Raw genomic sequence first — 20,276 nt, forward strand, 5'->3', positions numbered from 1 at the left:
TTAATTTTTCTCTCTGGTGTGCTATCTGACGCCAATTTTGACCCCAAATTTCTGAAAAATGACGATTTTTGATGAACGGCTACAAATTTTCAAAATCCGTGAAACCCTTGTAACTAGGGCGTTACGGGACTATATGAAACTAGACAAAACCAACGTCACAATAACAACACCCGAGTGCTAATTTCACAAATTATTCACATTTTTACTGCATAAAAAAACGAGTAGCTGGTAAACTGGATTTACGCTTACTCGCTACTCGTTCGTTGTCATTATATTTCCTGTTTTTCTAAAAGGCAAACAGATTTTTGCATCACTTTTTATTCTTCTGTCTTCTCTTCGTCTTCAAATGCTTCCTCTTCTACCGGAGCATCCTCTTCCTCTGATTCCGCAGTTTCCTTATCTGCTTCTTCCTCAGAGTCTACTACTTCGCCTTCATATACTTCCGGCTCCGGTTTCTCGCATTTTGCGCCACAGGAAGAACAGAAATTCGCATCATCAGCAATAGCTGCACCACACTCCGGGCATCTTCTGATTCCACGAATACCATCTTTCGCTGCTTTCAGTTCACCGATTTCTTCAAACGCTGCTTTAATCTCGTCAATCTGTGTATATTCGGAATCCTCATCATCCTTATGTGCATGATAATATGCCTGACCCAGATCCTGATAAAGTTTACGGATTGCACCTTCACGTTCCTGGATATCTAATGCGATTCTCGCTGTATCTTTAATTTCCTTTGCTTTGCTTAATCCTGTCTTTCCTGCTGCTGAAATTGTGTTTCCTAACTTGTCAAAAAAAGCCATTTTCAAAACCCCTTTCTGTGTACGTTCATTGCGTTATTGCAGATTCAAACAGTATGAAAAATCTGTGAAATTCTGCATTAATTGTGATAACTTTTTCTATATTATACCGCAATTTCGCCATGACACAAGGAATTTTCTATAAACTTTTTATTAATTACAATCCGATAGATTCTAAAAAACATTCCAATACTATTCTATCGTTTTATCCTCTCAAAAAAAGCAATTACTTTTTCTGTGTATTCGCCCAGTTTTTCCATTTCTTCCATCGTGTTATAAAATGCCGGAGAAATACGAATCACCGTATCTAATCCCATTTTATTTACGATTGGCTGCGCACACATGCTTCCGGTTCGCACCGCCACACCATATTTGTCGATCATACTTGCAAAATCGTAAGGATGCACGCCCTCAATCTGAATGGAAATACAGCCTGCCCGCTGTTTTGGATGCCCCAATATGTTCACCTGTGGAATAGTCTCTAAAACTTCTTCTGCTTTCTTTATCAGCTCTTCTTCATAGGAAGCCATTCGCCCAATTCCGATGTCCATCAGATAATCCAGCGCTGCGCCCCAGGTGATGATCCCACTGTAATTCGGTGTTCCTGCTTCCAGCCGCGCCGGAAGTTTGGCAAACGTTGTTTTTTCTTCTGTCACAATATCGATCATACCGCCACCGTAACGATACGGCTGCATTTCATTCAGCCATTTTTCACGTACAAACAGACAGCCGACACCCGTCGGTCCCATCATTTTATGGGCGGAAAACCCAAGAAAATCGCATTGCAGTTCTGCCAGATCAAAGGTTCGGTGGCGCACCGCCTGTGCAGCATCAATATACACCGGAATCTCATATTCTTTTGCCCATGCGATCAGTGTTTCGATATCAACCACGGTTCCCGTTACATTTGATACAGCGGTGACAGCCAGTAATTTCACTTTATCTGACAGCATCTTGTGTGCCGCATCCATATCCAATTCACCATCCACGGTTGGAATCATGTGAAACTCTGCTCCGCATTCCTGACAGACCTGCTGCCACACAACAAAGTTGGCATGATGCTCCAGTTCTGTAGAAAGCACCACATCGCCCGGCTGCAATACATGACGCAGGAAGCTCTGCGCCACCAGATTTGCCGAGTCCGTCGCTCCGGACGTAAAGATGATCTCTCCCTGATCCTCTGCATGCAAAAAAGCTTTTAGCTTATCCCTCACTGCTTCCATATGCATGGTGGACTGTTCACTTAAATAATGGATCCCACGATGCACATTCGCATTATACTTTGTGTAATGCTCCACAAAACGATCCAGCACCTGCTGCGGAAGCTGTGTCGTCGCCGCATTGTCCAGATAGATCAGTTCTTTTCCATGTATTTTTTCTTTTAGAATCGGAAAATCTTCCCGTATTTCCTCCCATGTACGCATGTTTTCTCTCCTTCATAACATTTATTAAAACCACATATCCGGATTGACATCCAGTCTGTCAATAAACTCCTTTAACTCCGGTTTGTTATTCGCCTTTCGCCAGATCAATGCCACACCGCTTCTGGTATTTGCAATCGGTCGGAACTGTATTTCCCCAAAACTCGGATTTGCATATCCCCTGAAATTACGGTCGCACAAAAATATATCCTGCTCTGACATCAGGTTAAAAGGCAGTGATGTGGCATTATTCGTATATCGCACATAATCGGGTTCAAATCCCGCCTGATGACACAGTTCGTCAATCATACCATTATAACTTGGCGTATAAAGTGGTGAAATAGAAACAAACTTGTATTTCGCTAAGTCTTTTATTTCTATCAGTTCCTCCTTCGCCAACGGATTTTTAGATAGCATACCTACATTGTGAGGACAGACATTGATTACGCAATAATCCAGTTCCTCCGCCTGCAGCTGTTCCACATCGTACAATACCGTGTAGCCCAGATCCAGATGTCCGGTCAGTACTTCTGACCGGATTGCCTCTACGGGATTGCTGTGAATACTCAGATACACATCCGGTTTGTGCCGCATAAAATTCCGGATCTGCGGCAGGGCAAATTTCTCCGGATCATGAGAATCCAGCATACCGATGGACAGCATACTCTGATATCCACTCTGCAAAATCCGACATTCCTCCACAGAATGATCAAAATCTTCCAACACTTGCTTCCACTTCTTATACAGATGTTTTCCTGCGTCTGTCAGAATCAGCCGCTTGTGGCTGCGGATAAAAAGCGTAAGTCCCAACGTCTGCTCTATTGAGATAATTGTCTTGCTCAGCGTCGACTGTGTCGTATACAACTGCTTCGCCGCACTGGTAAAACTGCCTTTCTCCGCCACTTCGAGAAAATAATGGATCTGCAGCATATTAATTTTGGGATATTCTTTCGGCGCCATATGTCTCCCCCTTTAACTGTGTATTCATAGTAAAATTGTATGTTTTATTCCAAACAAGGAAAAAAATGCCACATATGATTCCATTTTCGAATATATGTTGTTTTTTGATACATTTTATCGTTCTTTCATCTTATCTATTCCATTTTCGAATGATATCAGCGGTTTTATTCGCTTTTCTTTCCTGCATTTTAAAATTAGTATCATTATAACATTAAAAAACACAATGTAAAGGAGAAGAATCATGATTGAAAAAATTACTGATGTGAAACTGAATGTCCGTCCGGTGTTTATCGGCCTTGTACACCAGTACTACTATGAAGGGCCATGCCGTTTCGGAAAAGGCGAAGAACTTGAGAAAGACTATGATGTATTTATGAACTCCGAGCTGTACCGCCAGTTCCAGAAAGATGTTGCAGAAAACATGCCACTGGACGCAGTCAATATGATGGAGCCAATCTATGTAGAGCGTGATGACTGGTTTTTAACAGACGAAGACATGTTCCGCACAATGGCAAAAGATATTGACCAGGTTGATTACTACCTGTTTTCCTTCGGTATCGGCCGTGGCGACATTTATCTGGAGTTTGCTCAGAGATATCGCAAACCGCAGGGCGTTATGCCAGCTCAGTGCTGTGAGGCAACTGTAAATACTTCCGCTGTCCGCGCAAGAGGTCTGGAAGCTTATGCATACCGCAGCTGGGAAGAATTAGGAAGACATATGCGTGTATTAAGAGCGAGAAAAGCACTGGCAAGCACCCGTGTTATGGTTGTGACTCGTTTCAACTCCTCCCGCTCCTTCAGTTCTTCCGACAACCTGGTAGATCTGAATTACGTAACAGAAAAATTCGGTGTACAGTTCCGTTATCAGAACTTCCACGAACTGATGGATATGCTGACAGTCAGAGATCCGAAGACAAACCCGACACTTCCGGGACGTGAAGCATGCAATCTGACAGAGGAAGATATGAAAGAAGTTGAGCGTCTGGCAGACGAGCTGATCGCCGGTGCCAAAGAGGTCCGCATGGAACGTGAGATGCTTGAAAAATCCTTAAAGGGATATGTATTAGTCCGGAAACTGCTTGATCGCAACGGATGTAACGCATACACCATGCCATGTCCGGACTGCTGTTCCACAAGAAGATTAAACCATGATCAGCTTACTTTCTGTCTGACACATTCTCTGAACAACGAGAATCAGGTTCCTTCCTCCTGTGAGATGGATATCAACTCCGTACTGGCTATGGCAATCATGGAAAACCTGTCTGACAAAGCAGTTTACATGGGTAACTCCAATCCGGTACTGTACCGCGACGGCAAAATGGTTACTATGCAGGGATTCGGTCAGGATCAGCTGGCAGCTGCTACCGATGAGCGTGATGATCTGTATCTGGTATTCCACTCCACTCCAAACCGTAAACTGCACGGTTACAAAGAGGAGTCTAAAGCAGAGTACAGCCTTGCTCCATTTGCAAACGACCAGGGATTCGGTGCAACTATCCGTTATGACTTTACACAGGATGCAGGTCAGGAAGTAACTCTGCTTCGTATCTCACCGGATGCGAAAAAGCTGTTTGCAGCAAAAGGAACCATCCTTGCAGGTTCCGGTGCAGAGCGCACAAACTGTGACGAAGGATTTTTCATGAAAATTGCAAACCAGGAAGACTTCTTCTACAAACATATTAATTTTGGTAATCACCTGGTTGTTACATACGGCGATTACATTAAGGAATTACAGCTTCTCGGTGAGAGCCTCGGACTGGAAGTTGTAACAGCCTAGATCAAGCCGAACGCACATGAGACTTGAATTTATGATTATCTGACAGAAAGAGGAACGAGCAATGTCCATCATCAAGAAAAAAAGCGGACTTCTTATGTATCAGAAAAAGTCTGCTGAATATATGGAAAAATTAAAAACCACGCCTTATCCGGACTGGGAATCTCTGCATCAGGATCTGTACGGATTTATCCTGAGCAAATATATACTGCTTGGTGATGTCACTGATATTTATGATCTGACAGAACTTGCTGAATTAAGTGTCGCAAAAACTATTCAGATGCCAAAAGAAGACAGTAAACAGTTGGATGGCGCACATTCCTGTGAGGGAACCACCTCCGCCATGAATAAGAAAGTACTGCTTCTCATGGCTCTGCAAAAGGGGCTGAATATAAAATTTTCAGCACAAAAGACTGCTGATCTGACAGATACCCGGCTCATTGCACAGGAAGTCTGGAAATTACTTAACTTATAAAAACCAAATAAATACCAAAACCATTATATTGCAGAGATACACAGAAAAATATGTCATGCATTGCATGACGTGCATCTCGCAACAAGAATGCCGAGGGCATTCTTGAATTTCTTGAAACACAATGTGTCTCCACCAGAGGCAGATTGTGTTTCTTACGCTAAGGGAAAGCCTAGTGTTTTACTGGGAGAAAGGTCAAAAAATGAAAAAAAGGAATAAAAACGAATTATTTAATTTCGGAAAAGGTTGGGGAACCATTATTTTCTGTCTGCTGATGTTCTGGTTTTACGCCGGAATGGTAAATGACAGTTCCAATGTTGTCGCTCCTGCAGTTGCAGAAAAACTTGGCATTCCTGCCGGTAATGTATTAAATATGGGTACTGTGGCTGCCATGGTCGGCGTCATCTTCTTCTTCGTCATGGGTGCGGTAAACCGTAAGATCGGACCGCGTGTGACAAGTTTTATCTGTCTGATCCTTGGTGGTGTCGGATACTTCGGCATGGGACATGCCAACAGCCTGGCTCAGTATGCCATCGCATTATGTATCTGTACCATCGGATGTATGAGTGCCGGTTATATTTCCGGCGGTGCTTTTGTGGCACAGTGGTTTCCTAAGAAAAAAGGTATCGTTATGGGTTACACAACCATGGGCCACAACATGTCCACCGGTTTCTTTGTACCGCTGATCACTATGCTGGTTGCCAGAATGGGTGTTACAAATGCTGTTGTATTTCCGGTAATTTTAATTGTGATCCTCGCCTTTGTCGGACTTGTATTTATGAGAAATACTCCGCAGGAACGCGGCATTAACCCAGATAACGTATCTGATGAAGAATATCAGAAAGAATATTTTAACGAAGAAATTGATGAAGATGGCGGCTGGACAATAAAGAAATTATTCTCCAAGAAAACATTCTGGCTGGTTGCAGTTGCTTCCGGAGGATTCCAGTTTGTATCTACCATCATTATTACACAGCTTGTTGTTCGTAACCAGGAAGTAGGATTTACACAGGCTCAGGCACTTACCATTATGACAATCCTTGCCTTCGCCGGTATCGTCGGTTCCTGGATCATCGGTGCTATGGATCAGAAACTCGGCACAAAGAAAACCATGATTTTCTTTGGTATCTGGTATGCAGTTGCCCTGCTTCTGGAAGTTACCGAAAAACGTCCGCTGGTCATCGTTTTCCTGATCATGTTCGCACTGGCTCTGGGCGGTTCCGCAAACTTTACAACTTCCCTGCCTGCAGCTGTATTCGGACGTCATGGATTTAAAAAGGTAAACTCCGTACTTTTCCCGATTCAGGCACTGGTATCTTCTTTCGGATTCTGTGTCAATGGAAATGTATTAAACGCAACCGGAAATCTGCGTATGTCTTATGTCATTGCAGCCATTGCTTCTATCGTTGTCGTTATCATTGTACTTTTCATCAATGAGCATCAGTACAATCGTGATTTTATGACCGAAAGCGAAGCGGAAGCATTTACAAAAGAATTGCAGAAATAAATATCAACACATAGGATAGGTAATAAACAGCCAGTACCGACTTATATAGCCGGCATTGGCAGAAAGAGAGTACAACATGACAGAACAACGACTTTCCGTCGCAGAAGAACAGGCAGAATTTATTAATGATTTTAACGAAATTGATGACTGGATGATGCAGTACAGCTGTCTGTTGGAATTAACCGCAGACATGGAACCGGTGTCAGATGAGGAAAAAAATGAGCAAAATAAAATCTCCGGCTGTCAGGCCGATCTGTGGATCATCCTTTCCTTTGAAAACGGAATTGTTCACATCCGTGCCGACAGTGATTCTCTGATCGTGAAAGGCATTGTCGCTGTCATCGTTGCCCTTTTTGACAAACGTACCCCGCAGGAAATCTGCGGGGCACATATTGATTTTCTTGAAAAAACTCCGTTAAAAGAACAGATCTCCACGGATCGTTTTCACGGAATGCAGACTGTGATCCGTAAAATCCAGGATTACAGTACTTCTCTGACGCAAATATAAACCATATACGCGGCATAGACAGCAAGCATACTCACACCGCCTGCCCGTGTCAGAAGCTGCTTTTTCCATACAAGAGCCATAATATATACGCTGACAATCACCAATATCACAATATCGATCAGATTATTCATGTTCATTGCAATCGGGCTGATCGCGGATGCAAGTCCACCTACCAGCAATATATTGAAAATATTGGAGCCAATGACGTTTCCAAGTGCCATTCCAGCCTGATTTTTCTTTGCAGCAACCACAGATGTCACAAGCTCCGGAAGAGATGTTCCAATAGAACAGATTGTCAGGCCGATCAACGTCTCACTCAGTCCAAATCCGCGGGCAATTGTTTCCGAGCAATTTACAACAACCTGTCCGCCGATCACAATTGCTACCAGACCTCCACCAATAAATACAAGACATTTCCATAACGGAAGATCTTTGATTTCTTCTTCTTCGACCACTTCTCCTGCTTTTCTCGTATTTCTGGCAATCCGAACCATACCATACAAAAATACTGCAAAAAGCACAACCAGAATGATACCGTCCACATGTCCGACTTTCATTCCGATCACTCCCATAATTCCGATGATCACAGCAACCAGTACAGAAAACGGAAACTCTCTTTTTAATGTCTCCTTTTTTATCTCCAGTGGCTGAAATAAGGCGCAGACGCCGCATACTACCAGCAGGTTAAAAATATTTGATCCGATGACGTTACTGATGGCCATTCCATTACTTCCATGTAAGGATGCGGAAATACTGACTGCACATTCCGGTGCACTCGTCCCCATAGCCACAATTGTCATACCGATGATAAAAACCGGAACATTAAATTTCTTTGCAACAGAACCACTGCCTTCCACAAAGAAATCTGCGCCCTTAACCAACAGTACAAATCCAATAATGACACCTACAATTGCTAATATCATATCTATCTTCCTTTCTTACGTAAAGCGGACATTCGCAATCCGCTTTCCCTACTTGCTCATGAATGCAGTCGCTTTGTGTTCTTCTGCGTTCATGTTATTTCACTATATACTGCATCTTATCTATTCTATCACGTTTCTGCTGATTCTATATTCCATATTGTTTTCCACAATATTCCTTTTCATTCAGCGTTACTGTTCACACGCGCCATTCATCCTAAAATTCCAAGATGTTCGATTAAGATTTTCACACCGATCCCGATCAGTATAATGCCACCCAGAATCGTTGCCTTATCCTTGAATTTGCTTCCAAATACATTTCCGATCAGCACACCTGCGATTGTAAAGCAAAAGGTAATGCATCCGATGATTGTTACCGATGTGATCAGTCTCACCTGCAGAAAAGCAAATGTGATACCGATCGCCAGTGCATCGATACTTGTGGCAATTGCCAGCAGGAAAAATTCTCTCAGATCGATCCGCACACTGTCCTCCGGACAGACTTCTTCGTTTTCTCCTTTTTCTTTGATCACATCCAGGATCATTTTTCCACCAATCAGTGCAAGCAGTATAAATGCGATCCAATGATCAATAGCCGTAATATAAGACTGGAACTGACTTCCAAGAAGCCATCCCAATGCCGGCATCAACGCCTGAAATCCTCCAAAAAATACTGCCAGCACAAACATATACTTTTTATCTACTTTTCGCATGCTCAAGCCTTTACAGACAGATACCGCAAAGGCATCCATAGAAAGACCGACACCGATCAGTGCCAATTCCAAGTAACCCATAATTCTATTTCCTCCATAATGTATGATTTAACTACTCGCATAAGGGAATCATTTCCTGTCAAACAAGAAAGTGTGCTATCACACACTTACGCGTTTAAAATTGTCAATAGCACATCTTTCTTGCCCGCGCCGAGCACGCTTGCGAAGCAAGAATCTCTTCTCGTGCGAGTGCGCATCGTTTGCACGAAGTGCTTTTGTTTGATAGGAAATTCATCGTAATTTCCTATCAAACGAAAAAAGAGACCCAGGTATGCCATAGAATCAAATAATAATCCTTATGACATACATGAGTCTCATTCATTAAGATTTGCCAGATTATCCTAAAAATGATAAACAGGTTGTTGACAAATCACACAATTCTTACTGTGCAAACTACTCCCTCACGAAGTTCTTTCAACTATAGCGTAATGAGGATGATTTGTCAATGTTTTTATCCGTTTTATTATAAAACGACATCAAAAACCGTTCCTCCGGACGGATTAGAGCTGACCGTAATGCTGCCATCATGCACACGCACGATTTCTCGGACCAGGGCCAGTCCAAGTCCTACACCGCCAAGTTCCCGGCTTCTGGATTTATCCACGCGAAAGAATGGTTCAAACACGCGCTCCTTAAGTTCTTCCGGGATTCCGCTCCCCGTATCCTCCACGGACAAATGAACATGGTTTTCCTCCTGGTCTGCAGTTACTGTAACCTGCCCGCCGAAATGATTATACTTTATGGCATTCTCAACAAGATTGTATACCATCCTGTAAATAAGAATATCACTTCCCCGCATCGTTATATTTTTACAGTTTTCAACCAGTGTTATATTTTTTTCCTGTGCGAGCGGTTCCAAATCTGCCAAAACCTCATCCACAAGAGCATCCACTGCAATTACTTCATCCCGCCCCACAGTCTGAAGTTCACTCATGTCAAGAAGCGTCTTTACCATTTTGTTGAGTCTGTCGTTCTGTTCGGTAACCATTTTTATTGTTTGCATAGTATCTGCATCATTTCCCGGATGCCGGGTTGCATTATATAAATCAAGCTGTACCTGCATCAGAGACAACGGCGTTCTGAGCTCATGCGCTGCATTTGCGGTAAATTGTCTCTGTATCTCAAATGCATCCGAGAGACGCGTAAGCATCTTGTTGTACGAAATACTAAGCTGATTAAGTTCTTTCACTTTGTTTTCTTCTATTTGTGAATCGGCCAGATTCTGTGCCTCTACCTCCTCGATTTTATCAGAAAACTCCCGGATTGGTCTGAGAGCATGCCCACTGATAAAATAGGTGACTACCCCACCCATAAGCGCCAGCACGCCTGAGATTATAAAACTGTTTCTTTTATAGTCAGCTTTATTATTGTACACCTGCAGGGAAAAGTCACTTGCAAACTCATCCCACTTATCCTCAGGAATGCTGATATATATTTCATCCGAATTATTTTCATTATCATCTTCCTGAGCATCAACAGCCTCTTGCAGGGAGTCGATATAATACACACCATTTTTATAGACAAACATGGTCAGGCAGCCACATATGACTGCAATATATAATGTAATGATACAGGTCAGTCTCCACTGCAGCGACATTTTTTTCATCGATCGAACTCCTCTCGTATTTTATAGCCCTCACCCACCTTGTTCAAAATCGGGTCATATTCCAGCACAGCCTTAAGCTTTCTTCTAAGGGAAGACATATGCACCCGGATGGATCCACTAAAACTGTCCGCGGTTGCATCCCAGACATGCTCGATCAGTTCCTCCTGGCTCACCGGTCTGCCCAGATTCAGAAGCAAATATTCCAAAATACCACTTTCTTTTCTTGTCAGAGAGATCCGTTGTCCTTTTGCATATGCCTCGCGTTTTACCGTATCAAACCTTATCTCGCCACTTTCCAGACATACATTCTTCTGCACAAATTTTCTTCTTGTCAGACTTCTGATGCGTGCCTCAAGCTCCTGCAGATGGAATGGTTTTTCCATATAATCATTTGCTCCTGCATCCAGTCCTTCCACTTTATCTGCAATCTGTCCTCTTGCCGATAATATGAGAACCTTTGTCTCCTCATTTCTCTGTCTGAGTTCCTTCAGGATCTCCATTCCATCCATCCCGGGCAGATTCAGATCCAGAACGATCAGATCATAATTCTCCACCAGAATACATTCAAAAGCCTCTTCCCCATCATAGCAGGTATCCACTTCATATCCGGCATCATACAGGCTTTTTGCAACCGTGTCACATATTTGTTTTTCATCTTCAACTATTAATAATCTCAAAATGCATTCACCTGTTTCTTAACAAAGATTTTACAACAGCTATTGTATAATACCAAAGTCAGCTGGTCAATAAATACAACAAACAAAGGAGCAACAATATCTTGAAATGCAAAAAAATAGGTCAAATGTTTGTGCTCATCGCAGGAATCACTATGGTGAGCTATGGTGCGATCCGTGGGGAAGCAGCTACTGTGCTTGGGAAAGCAATAAAATTATGTCTGGAGTGTGTCGGAATTGGATAAGAAAAAGAAATTACGATCAAAAAAAATAGCCGGAATACGTGGATGGATACAGGCAGTTGCCACGCTGTTTACCAATATCCACATTCCAAATTTATTTAAGGGCAAAATTTATCAGGGGAATGTGAAAGCAGTATGTGTACCGGGATTAAACTGTTATTCCTGTCCCGCTGCAACGGGAGCATGTCCGATCGGTGCCTTTCAGGCGGTCGTTGGATCATCCAGATTTAAATTTTCATACTACATCACCGGCTTTTTTATTTTACTCGGTGTGACACTTGGAAGATTTATATGTGGTTTTTTGTGTCCCTTTGGATGGTTTCAGGATCTGCTTCATAAAATCCCCGGGAAAAAGTTTTCAACAGCCCGATTGAAGCCACTCAGATACCTGAAATACATCATCCTTATTGTTTTCGTTATCCTTCTGCCGATGCTTGTAACGAACTCAATCGGAATGGGAGACCCGTTCTTCTGTAAATACATTTGTCCACAGGGTGTTCTGGAGGGAGCTATCCCACTTTCACTTGGAAACGCTGCGATACGGTCTGCACTGGGAACTCTTTTTTCCTTTAAATGCCTTATTTTAATTACGGTTGTTGTACTAAGTATTTTGTTTTACAGACCTTTCTGTAAATGGATCTGTCCTCTTGGTGCAATCTACTCATTGTTTAATAAGATAAGCTTTCTTACGATCAAAGTTGAGGACAGCAAATGTGTCGGATGTAATCAATGTGTAAGCGCATGTAAAATGGATGTGGATGTATGTAAGACGCCAGATCATCCGGAATGCATACGATGCGGAGCCTGTATAAAGGCTTGTCCGAAAGATGCCATCCACTATCAGTTTATGGGAAAAACCTGTCAGAAAAAGAAGCACAACATCCAGTAACAGACAACCGGTAACTACGTGTAGAGTGCAGTGATTCTGAGAAGAATATGTCAGCTTTCACTGACCAGAATCACGCACCAAGTCTCACGTGCGTTCGACTTGAATCTTTGCAGAATCACTGCACATCATATCATTACGAAAAGGAGCAATTACTCATGAAAACAAAAAGATCTTTATTACTTATTTTTACACTCTGCGCAGCATTATCACTTACTGCATGTAACGGAAAACAACCAGCAAACACGGAAAAACCGCAGGATACACAGACAGAATCCAGCGCAGCCTCTTCTGATGATTCCAGTTCGGAACTTGATGATTTATATCAGCAGGAAAACCAGCTCTTTGCAGATCATAAAGATGTATGGGATAAGGCATTTGGCATGATGAATAAAAGCACTGCTGACCCGAGTGGAAATTATGCTGATTATCTGGCAGGAACTGTGGAATCAAACAAAGACTCCTTCACAGAGGATGAGCTGAAAATACTTAATGATGATATTGAAACGATCAGAAAAATTGAAGAAAAAATTGATGCAATCGAAAAGAAAAATGCTGCATCCGACAGCAACAACGAGAAAAACAATTCCGACGATGTATGTCCTTTCAAAGATTTTTCCGCGAAGGATTTCGATGGCAATTCTGTTGATGAGAGCCTTTTTTCTCAAAACGCAGTAACTGTCGTTAATTTCTGGTTTACCGGATGCAAGCCTTGTGTTGCAGAATTATCTAAACTTAACGAGTTAAACGATGCCATCAAAGCATCTGGTGGTGAAGTAGTAGGAATCAACACAGAAACCTTTGACGGAAACGAAACCGCTATAAAAGAAGCGGCAGATGTCCTGAAAAGCCAGGGTGCCAAATATCGCAATCTTTCCGTTGATTCTACTTCCGATGCAGGCAAATATGCCTCCGACATTATGGCATTTCCTACCACAATCCTGGTCGACAGAAATGGCAATATTGTAGGTGAGCCTATGCTTGGTGGAATTGATGATCAGGAAAACTATGATACTTTGATGAAACAGATTCAGTCTGTCATTGATGCAGACAGTGCGAATAAATAATCCTGTTCATGGAAATATATAGTGTAGACTTTGAAAGAAGCTGTCTCTCATACGAAAGACAGCTTCTCTTATTTTTTCTAAATCTTGTGATTATAAATGATTAGATGTTGGGGGCAAAAGATGCCTTACGAATTGTTCCGTACTTCGTACTCCCACAATTCTACCCATGATTATAAAATATCAATATACTCCCCTGCAAGTGCTTTATTCATACTGCGCACTGCACAGAATTTACCACACATACTACATGTGTCACTGTGATCTTCTTCCGGACTTCTGCTGTCACGGATGGCTTTTGCAGTCTCCGGATCCAGTGCACATGCATACTGTGCATCCCAGTCAAGTTTCTGACGGGCCTCTGCCATCTTGTCATCGATATCACGGGCTCCAGGAACACCTTTTGCAATATCTGCTGCATGCGCTGCAATTTTAGATGCGATAATTCCCTGTTTTACATCTTCTACGTTTGGAAGTGCCAGATGCTCTGCCGGTGTGACATAGCAAAGGAATGCTGCTCCACTCATTGCTGCAACTGCTCCACCGATGGCACTTGTAATATGGTCATATCCCGGTGCGATATCGGTTACGATCGGTCCTAATACATAGAACGGTGCGCCCATGCAGATACTCTGCTGTACTTTCATATTTGCAGCTACCTGATCAAGCGGCACGTGACCCGGGCCTTCTACCATAACCTGTACGTTGTGATCCCATGCTCTTTTCGTCAGTTCTCCAAGTCTTACCAGCTCTTCAATCTGACATACGTCTGTGGCATCTGCCAGGCAACCCGGTCTGCAGGCATCACCCAGAGAAACCGTCACATCGTATTCTTCACAAATATCAAGGATTTCATCATAATACTCGTAAAACGGATTTTCCTCTCCGGTCATGCTCATCCATGCAAATACCAGACTTCCGCCACGGCTTACGATGTTCATTTTACGTTTATGTTTTTTGATCTGTTCAATGGTCTTTCTTGTAATTCCACAGTGGAGTGTCACAAAATCCACTCCATCTTCGGCATGCATCCGAATGACATCAATGAAATCTTTGGCTGTCAATGTAGCCAGATCTCTCTGATAATGGATGACGCTGTCATAAACCGGAACGGTACCAATCATGGCCGGACATTCACTTGTCAGCTTTCTTCTGAATGGCTGGGTATTTCCGTGGCTGGACAGATCCATGATCGCCTCAGCGCCCAGATTTACCGCGCTCATTACTTTCTGCATCTCGATATCGTAATCTTTACAGTCTCTGGAAACTCCCAGATTTACGTTGATCTTGGTACGCAGCATGCTGCCGACTCCCTCCGGATTCAAGCAGGTATGGTTCCTGTTTGCGCAGATGGCTACTTTTCCCTCTGCTACCAGCTTCATCAGCGCCTCGGACGTCATATGTTCTTTCTTCGCAACAGCCTCAATCTCCGGTGTCACGATTCCTTTTCTTGCTGCGTCCATCTGTGTTGTGTAATTTCTCATCTTATTCTCCTTCTTCCATTTTATGGATTTTCATAACAACTCTGGTGGCAGATTGCCTTTTTAGGCAGAGTTGTTTTCACAACATTTTTCTTATGCGACAGAAGGTGGTGCTCCCAATCTGCCGCTATGCATTACCTATTTTGCATTACCTTTCACTCATCACATGTAGTAAAACGGACATTTTCAATCCGCTTTCGCTACTTGCGCATACTTGCATGCGTATTTTCTTATTTTTATTGGCTCATTTTCATTTCTTTTTTCGCCGAATGTCTGTACATACTGATCACGCCGCCTTTCTGCAGCGCAGTTACCAGAAAATATGCAAGGATACTTCCTACTACTGTGGAAACAAGAAATGGCACAATGTATACAAACAAACCTCCCGGATTCAATCCCATCATCAGTTTTGCAACGGGATACGCAGCCAGACCGCCAAGAATTCCGGTTCCGGATGCCTCTGCGATACAGGTCAGCCACAGTTTTCGGAATGCCATATAAGCCAGACCACAGCATAATGCGCCGATCATACTTCCCGGAAATGCCATCAGGCTTCCCAGTCCCAGCAGATTACGGATCAGGCTTGCACAAAATGCAATGCCGACGCCCCATCCCGGGCCAAGCACAACCGCTGCCAGAATATTTACCATATGCTGCACCGGTGCACATTTGCTTCCAAAAATCGGGAAACTGAGCAGGCTTCCTACCACAGCAACTGCTGTCAGAACACCCGCCATCGCAAGTTTTTTCACTGTGTCACTCTGTTTCATTTTCTCTTAACCTCCTTTTCAACTCTCTTCTTTTTACGAATCTTCTGTCACGAAATGAGTTTTCTTTTATAAGTCTCCTCATACTGACCAGAATCGTATCTTAAGTCTCACATATGTTTGACTCTACTTTTCTGTGGACTTCTCACCCACAAGTTTGCCAATGATCACGCAGATTACAATGGTGATCACCATGTCCGGCAATGTATTTCCAACCGGCAGATCCACCCGCATGAGCAGTCGATAAAGTACAAAACCGATCACCCAGATGATGAGATTACGCCAGTCGAAAGCGTTTTTACGTCTGTCCCTGTGTAACAGGAAGAAATCTGCGATCTGAATCGCAATCATCGGTGCAAATACCGATCCAATCAGATACAGAAAGTCTGTAATATCGTCCATCGAGAACAAAATCGCTCCCACCGTTCCAATGATCGTCACCACAATAGCTGCGTATTTTCCTTTGATCTTACTGAAAATGGATTCGCTGGAAATGCCGGCGGAATAAGCATCCAGAAACGTGGTAGTAACCGTGGAAAATACAATGATCAACAGGCCGGCAATACTGAGTCCCGCTTTCAGCAAAATCTGTGCGATATCGGATTCACCGGTAAACAACGCTGCACCCATTCCAATGACGTACATCCAGCAGCTCACGATACCGTATACAATGGCACTGACCGCCGTTGCTTTCACCGGCTTTTCTGCTTCTCTGGTGTAATCACTGATCAAAGGAAGCCAGGAAAGTGGCATCGCTACTGCAAGTTCCACCGCTGCGCCAAAAGAAAGACTGTCATCTGCGGTGCTTTGAATGACATTTCCGTCAAAGAAAATCACTTTACACAAAACCAGTGTAAGAATAAACAGCAATATCATCGCTGCCGTATTGATTTTTCCAAGATTTGTGATGCCGATCAAAATCCATACAACGATCAGCGCACCAATGATCAGACACCAGAGCCATCTTCCGGTCGAAACCATGCCATCTACTGCCAGTGCTCCATCGTAGATCATGATAGCGGTCCATCCTACCAGCTGAAGGACATTTAAAATGGCAAAAAACTGACCGCCTTTATTTCCAAAGCTGCTCTTTACCGTCTCCATGGCGCTGAGTCGGCTTTTTCCACCGATCACGCCTGCCAGAAACAGCATGACACATCCGATGACATGACCAATCAAAATCGCAGCCAGACCTTTCTGAAATCCAAGAGAAGAAAAATAGGTTCCTGTCAGGATTTCAGCAATGGACACGCCGGCCCCAAACCAGATCAGGCCGTTTTCCAGAAGGGAAGTTCTCTTTTCCATCACTTACTCCCCCTGTTCTTTCGTAAATTCATTTTCAATGGCAAAACCATGATCCATCGGGCCGCTGCCTGCACCCAAATCCAGCATGGCTGCCAGTGCGCTGGAAATATACTCTTTTGCACGTTCCACTGCTGTCTGCAGATCATAGCCTTTGGCCAGATTAGAAGCGATGGCAGAAGAAAGTGTACATCCGGTTCCATGGGTATTCGGATTATCAATGCGCTTGCCTTTAAACCAGTGATAGTTACCCTCTGCAAAAAGCAGATCATTGGCATCATTTAACTGATGTCCACCCTTGCAAAGCACTGCACAGTCGTATTCTTTTGAAATCAGCTCTGCTGCTTTGATCATATCTTCGGCACTTTTGATTTCCAGCCCCGTCAGCACTTCTGCTTCCGGAATGTTCGGCGTCAGCACTGTAGCAAGTGAAAATAATTTCTGTTTTAAAGTATCAATAGCATCCTCGCTGATAAGCCGTGCTCCGCTGGTCGCTACCATGACCGGATCCACCACGATATTTTTTGCCTGATACTGCTCCAGTTTTTCAGCGATCACAGAAATCAGTTCTTTTTCAGAAACCATACCTATCTTAACCGCATCCGGAAAAATATCTGTAAAAATGCAATCAAGCTCCTGCCCCAGAAACTCCGGCGTTGCATTTAAGATTCCCATGACACCGGTTGTGTTCTGGGCGGTCAGGGCAGTGATCGCACTCATGGCATATACGCCATTTGCCATCATTGTCTTGATATCTGCCTGAATGCCGGCGCCTCCGCTGGAATCACTTCCGGCGATCGTTACTGCTGTTTTCATATACTTCATCACCTCTCCTTCGTTTTCCATTTCGTAAAGCGCAACTAGTTACAGATCCATCCAGTATTGCCGGAATTCCAGCAATGAAGTCAAATACAGCTCCCCGGTCTGACGCACGCCTTCCTGATCGGTCTCACCGTCAGCATCGTATACGCCAATTGCTCGAAAACCTGCATTCTTTGCAGTTTTCAATGCATAGAGAGAATCTTCAAAAACCAGTGTTTCTTCTGGTTTTGTGCCAAGACTATTTGCTGCCAGCTGATAAATCACCGGTTCATGTTTGCTGACGCCTACTTCTCCGGTAGTATAAATCTGCTGCAGATAATCATACAGACCATTTCGCTGCAATGCCTTCGTCACATGCTCCCGCGGACTGGAAGTTGCCGCGATCATTTTTACAGCCTGATCCTGCAAAAACTGCAACAGTTCTCTCGCACCTTCTTTGGGCTGCACTTCGTAAAAATAAAAGTCCCGGATCATCTGCTCAATCCCATTTAAAATTTCCTGTGGTGTATCCGGAAGCTGATACTTTGCTTTCAGATAATCCGCACCCTGCTCCATGCTCATGGAAAACAGGATCTGACTCAAGCCTGCTTCTGGCTGAATACCACATTTTTGCAGATACCGAACTCCAAGGTCATTCCAGACTGCCATGGAATCCAGTAATACGCCATCCAGATCAAAAATTGCTCCGCAGATTACATTTTTTTGAACTTCCTTTTTCTGCATCATATTCCATTGAAGCACATCTTTTTGCCCTGTATCTTTCCGCTCCAAATTTTTCTGCATTACCTTTTTGTGAATCATGCCTTCACCATTTCTGTCGTAGCAGTTTTCAGATCTTGTGCTGCTTTTCTGATATCCGGCTGCGCATAGATCGCACTGATCACTGCAATACCGCAAATACCACTTCCAGCCAGTGTGGACACATTTTCCTGTGTGATGCCGCCGATGGCAATAACAGGAATGGATACTGCTTCACAGATTGCTTTCAACGTCTCATGCGGCACCTCTGTTGCATCATCCTTAGAACCGGTTGGAAAGACTGCACCAACACCCAGATAATCCGCACCGTGTTTTTCTGCCAGAATTGCCTGCTCTACTGTCTGAGCTGACACACCGATGATCTTATCCGGGCCTAATTTTGCACGGACATCCCCGGCTTCCATATCACTCTGTCCCACATGCACACCATCTGCATCCATGGCCAGTGCGATATCCACATTGTCATTAATGATAAACGGTACATTATATTCACGGCAAAGCATCTGTAAATCCTTTGCCTCTTCCATAAAATGCACTTCATCCAGCTTTTTTTCTCTTAACTGTACAAAGGTTACTCCACCATCCAGACTTTCTTTTACTACAGAATGTAAGGTTCTGCCATTTAACCAGTGACTGTCTGTCACCGCATATAAAAGTAACTGATCCTTTGTCAATGTATTTCTATCGAATTTCATATTTTGCCCCCTGATCTAACATCTGTGCGCTCATGTTGTAAATGGCATCAATGATACGATTACGATATGTAGAATTTCCATCGCCAACCTGCATGTTGCTCCAACCGATCTCTCCTGCAAGTCCCATGACACAGACCGCTGCTGCTGCCGCTTCCAGTTTGTTATCCGGATTTGCTGTAATATATGCTGTCATCACGCCGGATAACTGACAGCCGGTTCCCGTGATTTTTCCCATCTCCGGTCTGCCGTTGCGGATGACATAGCATTTTTCTCCGTCGCTCACCAGATCAATCGCTCCGGTGATGGCTACGATAGAACCGCTCTGTTTCGCAAAATCTTTGACAAATGCAACTGCCTGATCCAAAGTATCCTCTGTCACTGCATCTGCCACATCTGCATCGACACCTTTTGTGGTGCCACTGCCAGAAGCCAGTGTCTTAATCTCAGAAATATTGCCGCGAATCACGGTCGGATGTAAGTTTTCCATCAGTTCGATGGCCGTATTCGTACGAAGTGTGGATGCACCTGCGCCAACCGGATCAAGTAAAACCGGATGTCCCAGCTCATTTGCACGTTTTCCTGCAAGCAGCATTCCTGCGATCGTGCGTTTATTTAATGTACCGATATTGATATTCAGACCTCCACAGATGGATGTGATTTCTTCTACTTCCTCTGCTTCATCTGCCATGATCGGGCTTCCGCCACAGGCTAATAATACATTTGCCACATCATTTACAGTGACATAATTCGTAATGTTGTGTACCAAAGGTACCTGTCTTCTTACATTTTCCAGACATGTTCCTAACATCTTATTTTTCTCCTTAATATAAAATAACAGCTTAA

21 protein-coding genes are annotated in these 20,276 nt (G+C 43.5%); 7 read left to right on the forward strand and 14 right to left on the reverse strand.

Features of this window, described 5'->3' with window-relative positions:
* Positions 1 to 317 precede the first annotated feature (317 nt).
* The 3 genes from Q0I54_RS03170 to Q0I54_RS03180 form a co-directional block, all read right to left on the reverse strand.
* Positions 318 to 803 (reverse strand): zinc ribbon domain-containing protein, encoded by a 486-nt coding sequence (locus Q0I54_RS03170; RefSeq protein WP_296116375.1) that lies wholly within the window; start codon positions 801 to 803, stop codon positions 318 to 320.
* 194 nt (positions 804 to 997) lie between these two features.
* Positions 998 to 2,224 (reverse strand): aminotransferase class V-fold PLP-dependent enzyme, encoded by a 1,227-nt coding sequence (locus Q0I54_RS03175; RefSeq protein ID WP_296116376.1) that lies wholly within the window; start codon positions 2,222 to 2,224, stop codon positions 998 to 1,000.
* A gap of 24 nt (positions 2,225 to 2,248) precedes the next feature.
* Positions 2,249 to 3,181, reverse strand: a complete 933-nt coding sequence (locus tag Q0I54_RS03180) for a LysR family transcriptional regulator (protein ID WP_296116378.1) — start codon at positions 3,179 to 3,181, stop codon at positions 2,249 to 2,251.
* Positions 3,182 to 3,422: 241 nt separating this feature from the next.
* On the opposite strand from Q0I54_RS03180, the gene Q0I54_RS03185 reads away from it, so the two are divergent.
* From Q0I54_RS03185 to Q0I54_RS03200, 4 genes are all read left to right on the forward strand, one after another.
* Positions 3,423 to 4,958 (forward strand): fucose isomerase, encoded by a 1,536-nt coding sequence (locus tag Q0I54_RS03185; RefSeq protein ID WP_296116379.1) that lies wholly within the window; start codon positions 3,423 to 3,425, stop codon positions 4,956 to 4,958.
* 61 nt (positions 4,959 to 5,019) lie between these two features.
* Positions 5,020 to 5,430: a hypothetical protein gene (locus tag Q0I54_RS03190; RefSeq protein WP_296116381.1), complete on the forward strand. Its 411-nt coding sequence runs from the start codon at positions 5,020 to 5,022 to the stop codon at positions 5,428 to 5,430.
* Between the two features lie 199 nt (positions 5,431 to 5,629).
* Positions 5,630 to 6,934, forward strand: coding sequence for a nitrate/nitrite transporter (locus Q0I54_RS03195; protein ID WP_296116383.1), 1,305 nt, complete (start codon positions 5,630 to 5,632; stop codon positions 6,932 to 6,934).
* Positions 6,935 to 7,010: 76 nt separating this feature from the next.
* Positions 7,011 to 7,442: a SufE family protein gene (locus Q0I54_RS03200; protein WP_296116385.1), complete on the forward strand. Its 432-nt coding sequence runs from the start codon at positions 7,011 to 7,013 to the stop codon at positions 7,440 to 7,442.
* On the opposite strand, the gene Q0I54_RS03205 is transcribed toward Q0I54_RS03200, so the two are convergent.
* The 4 genes from Q0I54_RS03205 to Q0I54_RS03220 all read right to left on the reverse strand — a co-directional run bounded on the left by Q0I54_RS03205 (position 7,415) and on the right by Q0I54_RS03220 (position 11,418).
* The gene (locus Q0I54_RS03205) at positions 7,415 to 8,365 is read right to left on the reverse strand and encodes a calcium/sodium antiporter (protein ID WP_296116386.1); all 951 of its coding nucleotides are present in this window, start codon (positions 8,363 to 8,365) and stop codon (positions 7,415 to 7,417) included. The genes Q0I54_RS03200 and Q0I54_RS03205 overlap by 28 nt on opposite strands.
* Before the next feature lie 209 nt (positions 8,366 to 8,574).
* Positions 8,575 to 9,156: a manganese efflux pump MntP family protein gene (locus Q0I54_RS03210; protein ID WP_296116388.1), complete on the reverse strand. Its 582-nt coding sequence runs from the start codon at positions 9,154 to 9,156 to the stop codon at positions 8,575 to 8,577.
* Between the two features lie 442 nt (positions 9,157 to 9,598).
* Positions 9,599 to 10,741 (reverse strand): cell wall metabolism sensor histidine kinase WalK, encoded by a 1,143-nt coding sequence (locus Q0I54_RS03215; RefSeq protein ID WP_296116390.1) that lies wholly within the window; start codon positions 10,739 to 10,741, stop codon positions 9,599 to 9,601.
* Positions 10,738 to 11,418 (reverse strand): response regulator transcription factor, encoded by a 681-nt coding sequence (locus tag Q0I54_RS03220; protein ID WP_288775800.1) that lies wholly within the window; start codon positions 11,416 to 11,418, stop codon positions 10,738 to 10,740. The genes Q0I54_RS03215 and Q0I54_RS03220 overlap by 4 nt, the downstream gene beginning before the upstream one ends.
* 125 nt (positions 11,419 to 11,543) lie before the next feature.
* Here Q0I54_RS03220 and Q0I54_RS03225 point away from each other — a divergent pair, with 125 nt between their 5' ends.
* The 3 genes from Q0I54_RS03225 (at position 11,544) to Q0I54_RS03235 (ending at position 13,610) form a co-directional block, all read left to right on the forward strand.
* Positions 11,544 to 11,660: a CD1871A family CXXC motif-containing protein gene (locus Q0I54_RS03225; protein ID WP_288775827.1), complete on the forward strand. Its 117-nt coding sequence runs from the start codon at positions 11,544 to 11,546 to the stop codon at positions 11,658 to 11,660.
* Positions 11,653 to 12,546: a 4Fe-4S binding protein gene (locus Q0I54_RS03230; protein WP_296116393.1), complete on the forward strand. Its 894-nt coding sequence runs from the start codon at positions 11,653 to 11,655 to the stop codon at positions 12,544 to 12,546. Before Q0I54_RS03225 ends, Q0I54_RS03230 begins: the two co-directional genes overlap by 8 nt.
* A gap of 155 nt (positions 12,547 to 12,701) precedes the next feature.
* The gene (locus Q0I54_RS03235) at positions 12,702 to 13,610 is read left to right on the forward strand and encodes a TlpA disulfide reductase family protein (RefSeq protein WP_296116394.1); all 909 of its coding nucleotides are present in this window, start codon (positions 12,702 to 12,704) and stop codon (positions 13,608 to 13,610) included.
* A 170-nt stretch (positions 13,611 to 13,780) separates the two neighbouring features.
* Here Q0I54_RS03235 and thiC read toward each other — a convergent pair whose 3' ends face one another.
* The 7 genes from thiC to thiM form a co-directional block, all read right to left on the reverse strand.
* Positions 13,781 to 15,091 (reverse strand): phosphomethylpyrimidine synthase ThiC, encoded by a 1,311-nt coding sequence (thiC, locus tag Q0I54_RS03240; RefSeq protein ID WP_296116396.1) that lies wholly within the window; start codon positions 15,089 to 15,091, stop codon positions 13,781 to 13,783.
* 233 nt (positions 15,092 to 15,324) lie between these two features.
* Positions 15,325 to 15,858 carry an energy coupling factor transporter S component ThiW gene (thiW, locus tag Q0I54_RS03245; protein ID WP_296116397.1) on the reverse strand — a complete coding sequence of 178 codons (534 nt, stop codon included), beginning with the start codon at positions 15,856 to 15,858 and terminating at the stop codon, positions 15,325 to 15,327.
* A gap of 123 nt (positions 15,859 to 15,981) precedes the next feature.
* Entirely contained in the window at positions 15,982 to 17,160 is a 1,179-nt protein-coding gene (gene cytX, locus Q0I54_RS03250; RefSeq protein WP_367270775.1) for a putative hydroxymethylpyrimidine transporter CytX, read from the reverse strand.
* A 3-nt stretch (positions 17,161 to 17,163) separates the two neighbouring features.
* Positions 17,164 to 17,973 carry a bifunctional hydroxymethylpyrimidine kinase/phosphomethylpyrimidine kinase gene (thiD, locus tag Q0I54_RS03255; RefSeq protein WP_296116462.1) on the reverse strand — a complete coding sequence of 270 codons (810 nt, stop codon included), beginning with the start codon at positions 17,971 to 17,973 and terminating at the stop codon, positions 17,164 to 17,166.
* Between the two features lie 48 nt (positions 17,974 to 18,021).
* Positions 18,022 to 18,780 (reverse strand): HAD family phosphatase, encoded by a 759-nt coding sequence (locus tag Q0I54_RS03260; RefSeq protein WP_296116401.1) that lies wholly within the window; start codon positions 18,778 to 18,780, stop codon positions 18,022 to 18,024.
* On the reverse strand, positions 18,777 to 19,433 hold the full coding sequence (gene thiE, locus Q0I54_RS03265; RefSeq protein ID WP_296116403.1) for a thiamine phosphate synthase: 657 nt from the start codon (positions 19,431 to 19,433) through the stop codon (positions 18,777 to 18,779). Before thiE ends, Q0I54_RS03260 begins: the two co-directional genes overlap by 4 nt.
* Complete coding sequence (gene thiM / locus Q0I54_RS03270) at positions 19,420 to 20,241, reverse strand: hydroxyethylthiazole kinase (protein ID WP_296116405.1); 822 nt, start codon at positions 20,239 to 20,241, stop codon at positions 19,420 to 19,422. Before thiM ends, thiE begins: the two co-directional genes overlap by 14 nt.
* Between the last annotated feature and the right edge of the window lie 35 nt (positions 20,242 to 20,276).

It is taken from the genome of uncultured Eubacterium sp. (assembly GCF_934295145.1).
Taxonomy (GTDB): Bacteria; Bacillota; Clostridia; order Lachnospirales; family Lachnospiraceae; genus Eubacterium_I.

Bases quoted from the DNA above. Each gene is read 5' to 3' on its own strand.
- thiW (WP_296116397.1), bottom strand. From the start codon at position 15,858: ATGAAACAGAGTGACACAGTGAAAAAACTTGCGATGGCGGGTGTTCTG.
- Q0I54_RS03190 (WP_296116381.1), top strand. From the start codon at position 5,020: ATGTCCATCATCAAGAAAAAAAGCGGACTTCTTATGTATCAGAAAAAG.
- Q0I54_RS03185 (WP_296116379.1), top strand. From the start codon at position 3,423: ATGATTGAAAAAATTACTGATGTGAAACTGAATGTCCGTCCGGTGTTT.
- thiM (WP_296116405.1), bottom strand. From the start codon at position 20,241: ATGTTAGGAACATGTCTGGAAAATGTAAGAAGACAGGTACCTTTGGTA.
- Q0I54_RS03225 (WP_288775827.1), top strand. From the start codon at position 11,544: ATGTTTGTGCTCATCGCAGGAATCACTATGGTGAGCTATGGTGCGATC.
- thiE (WP_296116403.1), bottom strand. From the start codon at position 19,433: ATGAAATTCGATAGAAATACATTGACAAAGGATCAGTTACTTTTATAT.
- Q0I54_RS03215 (WP_296116390.1), bottom strand. From the start codon at position 10,741: ATGAAAAAAATGTCGCTGCAGTGGAGACTGACCTGTATCATTACATTA.
- Q0I54_RS03205 (WP_296116386.1), bottom strand. From the start codon at position 8,365: ATGATATTAGCAATTGTAGGTGTCATTATTGGATTTGTACTGTTGGTT.
- Q0I54_RS03200 (WP_296116385.1), top strand. From the start codon at position 7,011: ATGACAGAACAACGACTTTCCGTCGCAGAAGAACAGGCAGAATTTATT.
- Q0I54_RS03195 (WP_296116383.1), top strand. From the start codon at position 5,630: ATGAAAAAAAGGAATAAAAACGAATTATTTAATTTCGGAAAAGGTTGG.
- Q0I54_RS03170 (WP_296116375.1), bottom strand. From the start codon at position 803: ATGGCTTTTTTTGACAAGTTAGGAAACACAATTTCAGCAGCAGGAAAG.
- cytX (WP_367270775.1), bottom strand. From the start codon at position 17,160: ATGGAAAAGAGAACTTCCCTTCTGGAAAACGGCCTGATCTGGTTTGGG.
- Q0I54_RS03260 (WP_296116401.1), bottom strand. From the start codon at position 18,780: ATGATTCACAAAAAGGTAATGCAGAAAAATTTGGAGCGGAAAGATACA.
- Q0I54_RS03175 (WP_296116376.1), bottom strand. From the start codon at position 2,224: ATGCGTACATGGGAGGAAATACGGGAAGATTTTCCGATTCTAAAAGAA.
- Q0I54_RS03235 (WP_296116394.1), top strand. From the start codon at position 12,702: ATGAAAACAAAAAGATCTTTATTACTTATTTTTACACTCTGCGCAGCA.
- Q0I54_RS03180 (WP_296116378.1), bottom strand. From the start codon at position 3,181: ATGGCGCCGAAAGAATATCCCAAAATTAATATGCTGCAGATCCATTAT.
- thiC (WP_296116396.1), bottom strand. From the start codon at position 15,091: ATGAGAAATTACACAACACAGATGGACGCAGCAAGAAAAGGAATCGTG.
- thiD (WP_296116462.1), bottom strand. From the start codon at position 17,973: ATGAAAACAGCAGTAACGATCGCCGGAAGTGATTCCAGCGGAGGCGCC.
- Q0I54_RS03210 (WP_296116388.1), bottom strand. From the start codon at position 9,156: ATGGGTTACTTGGAATTGGCACTGATCGGTGTCGGTCTTTCTATGGAT.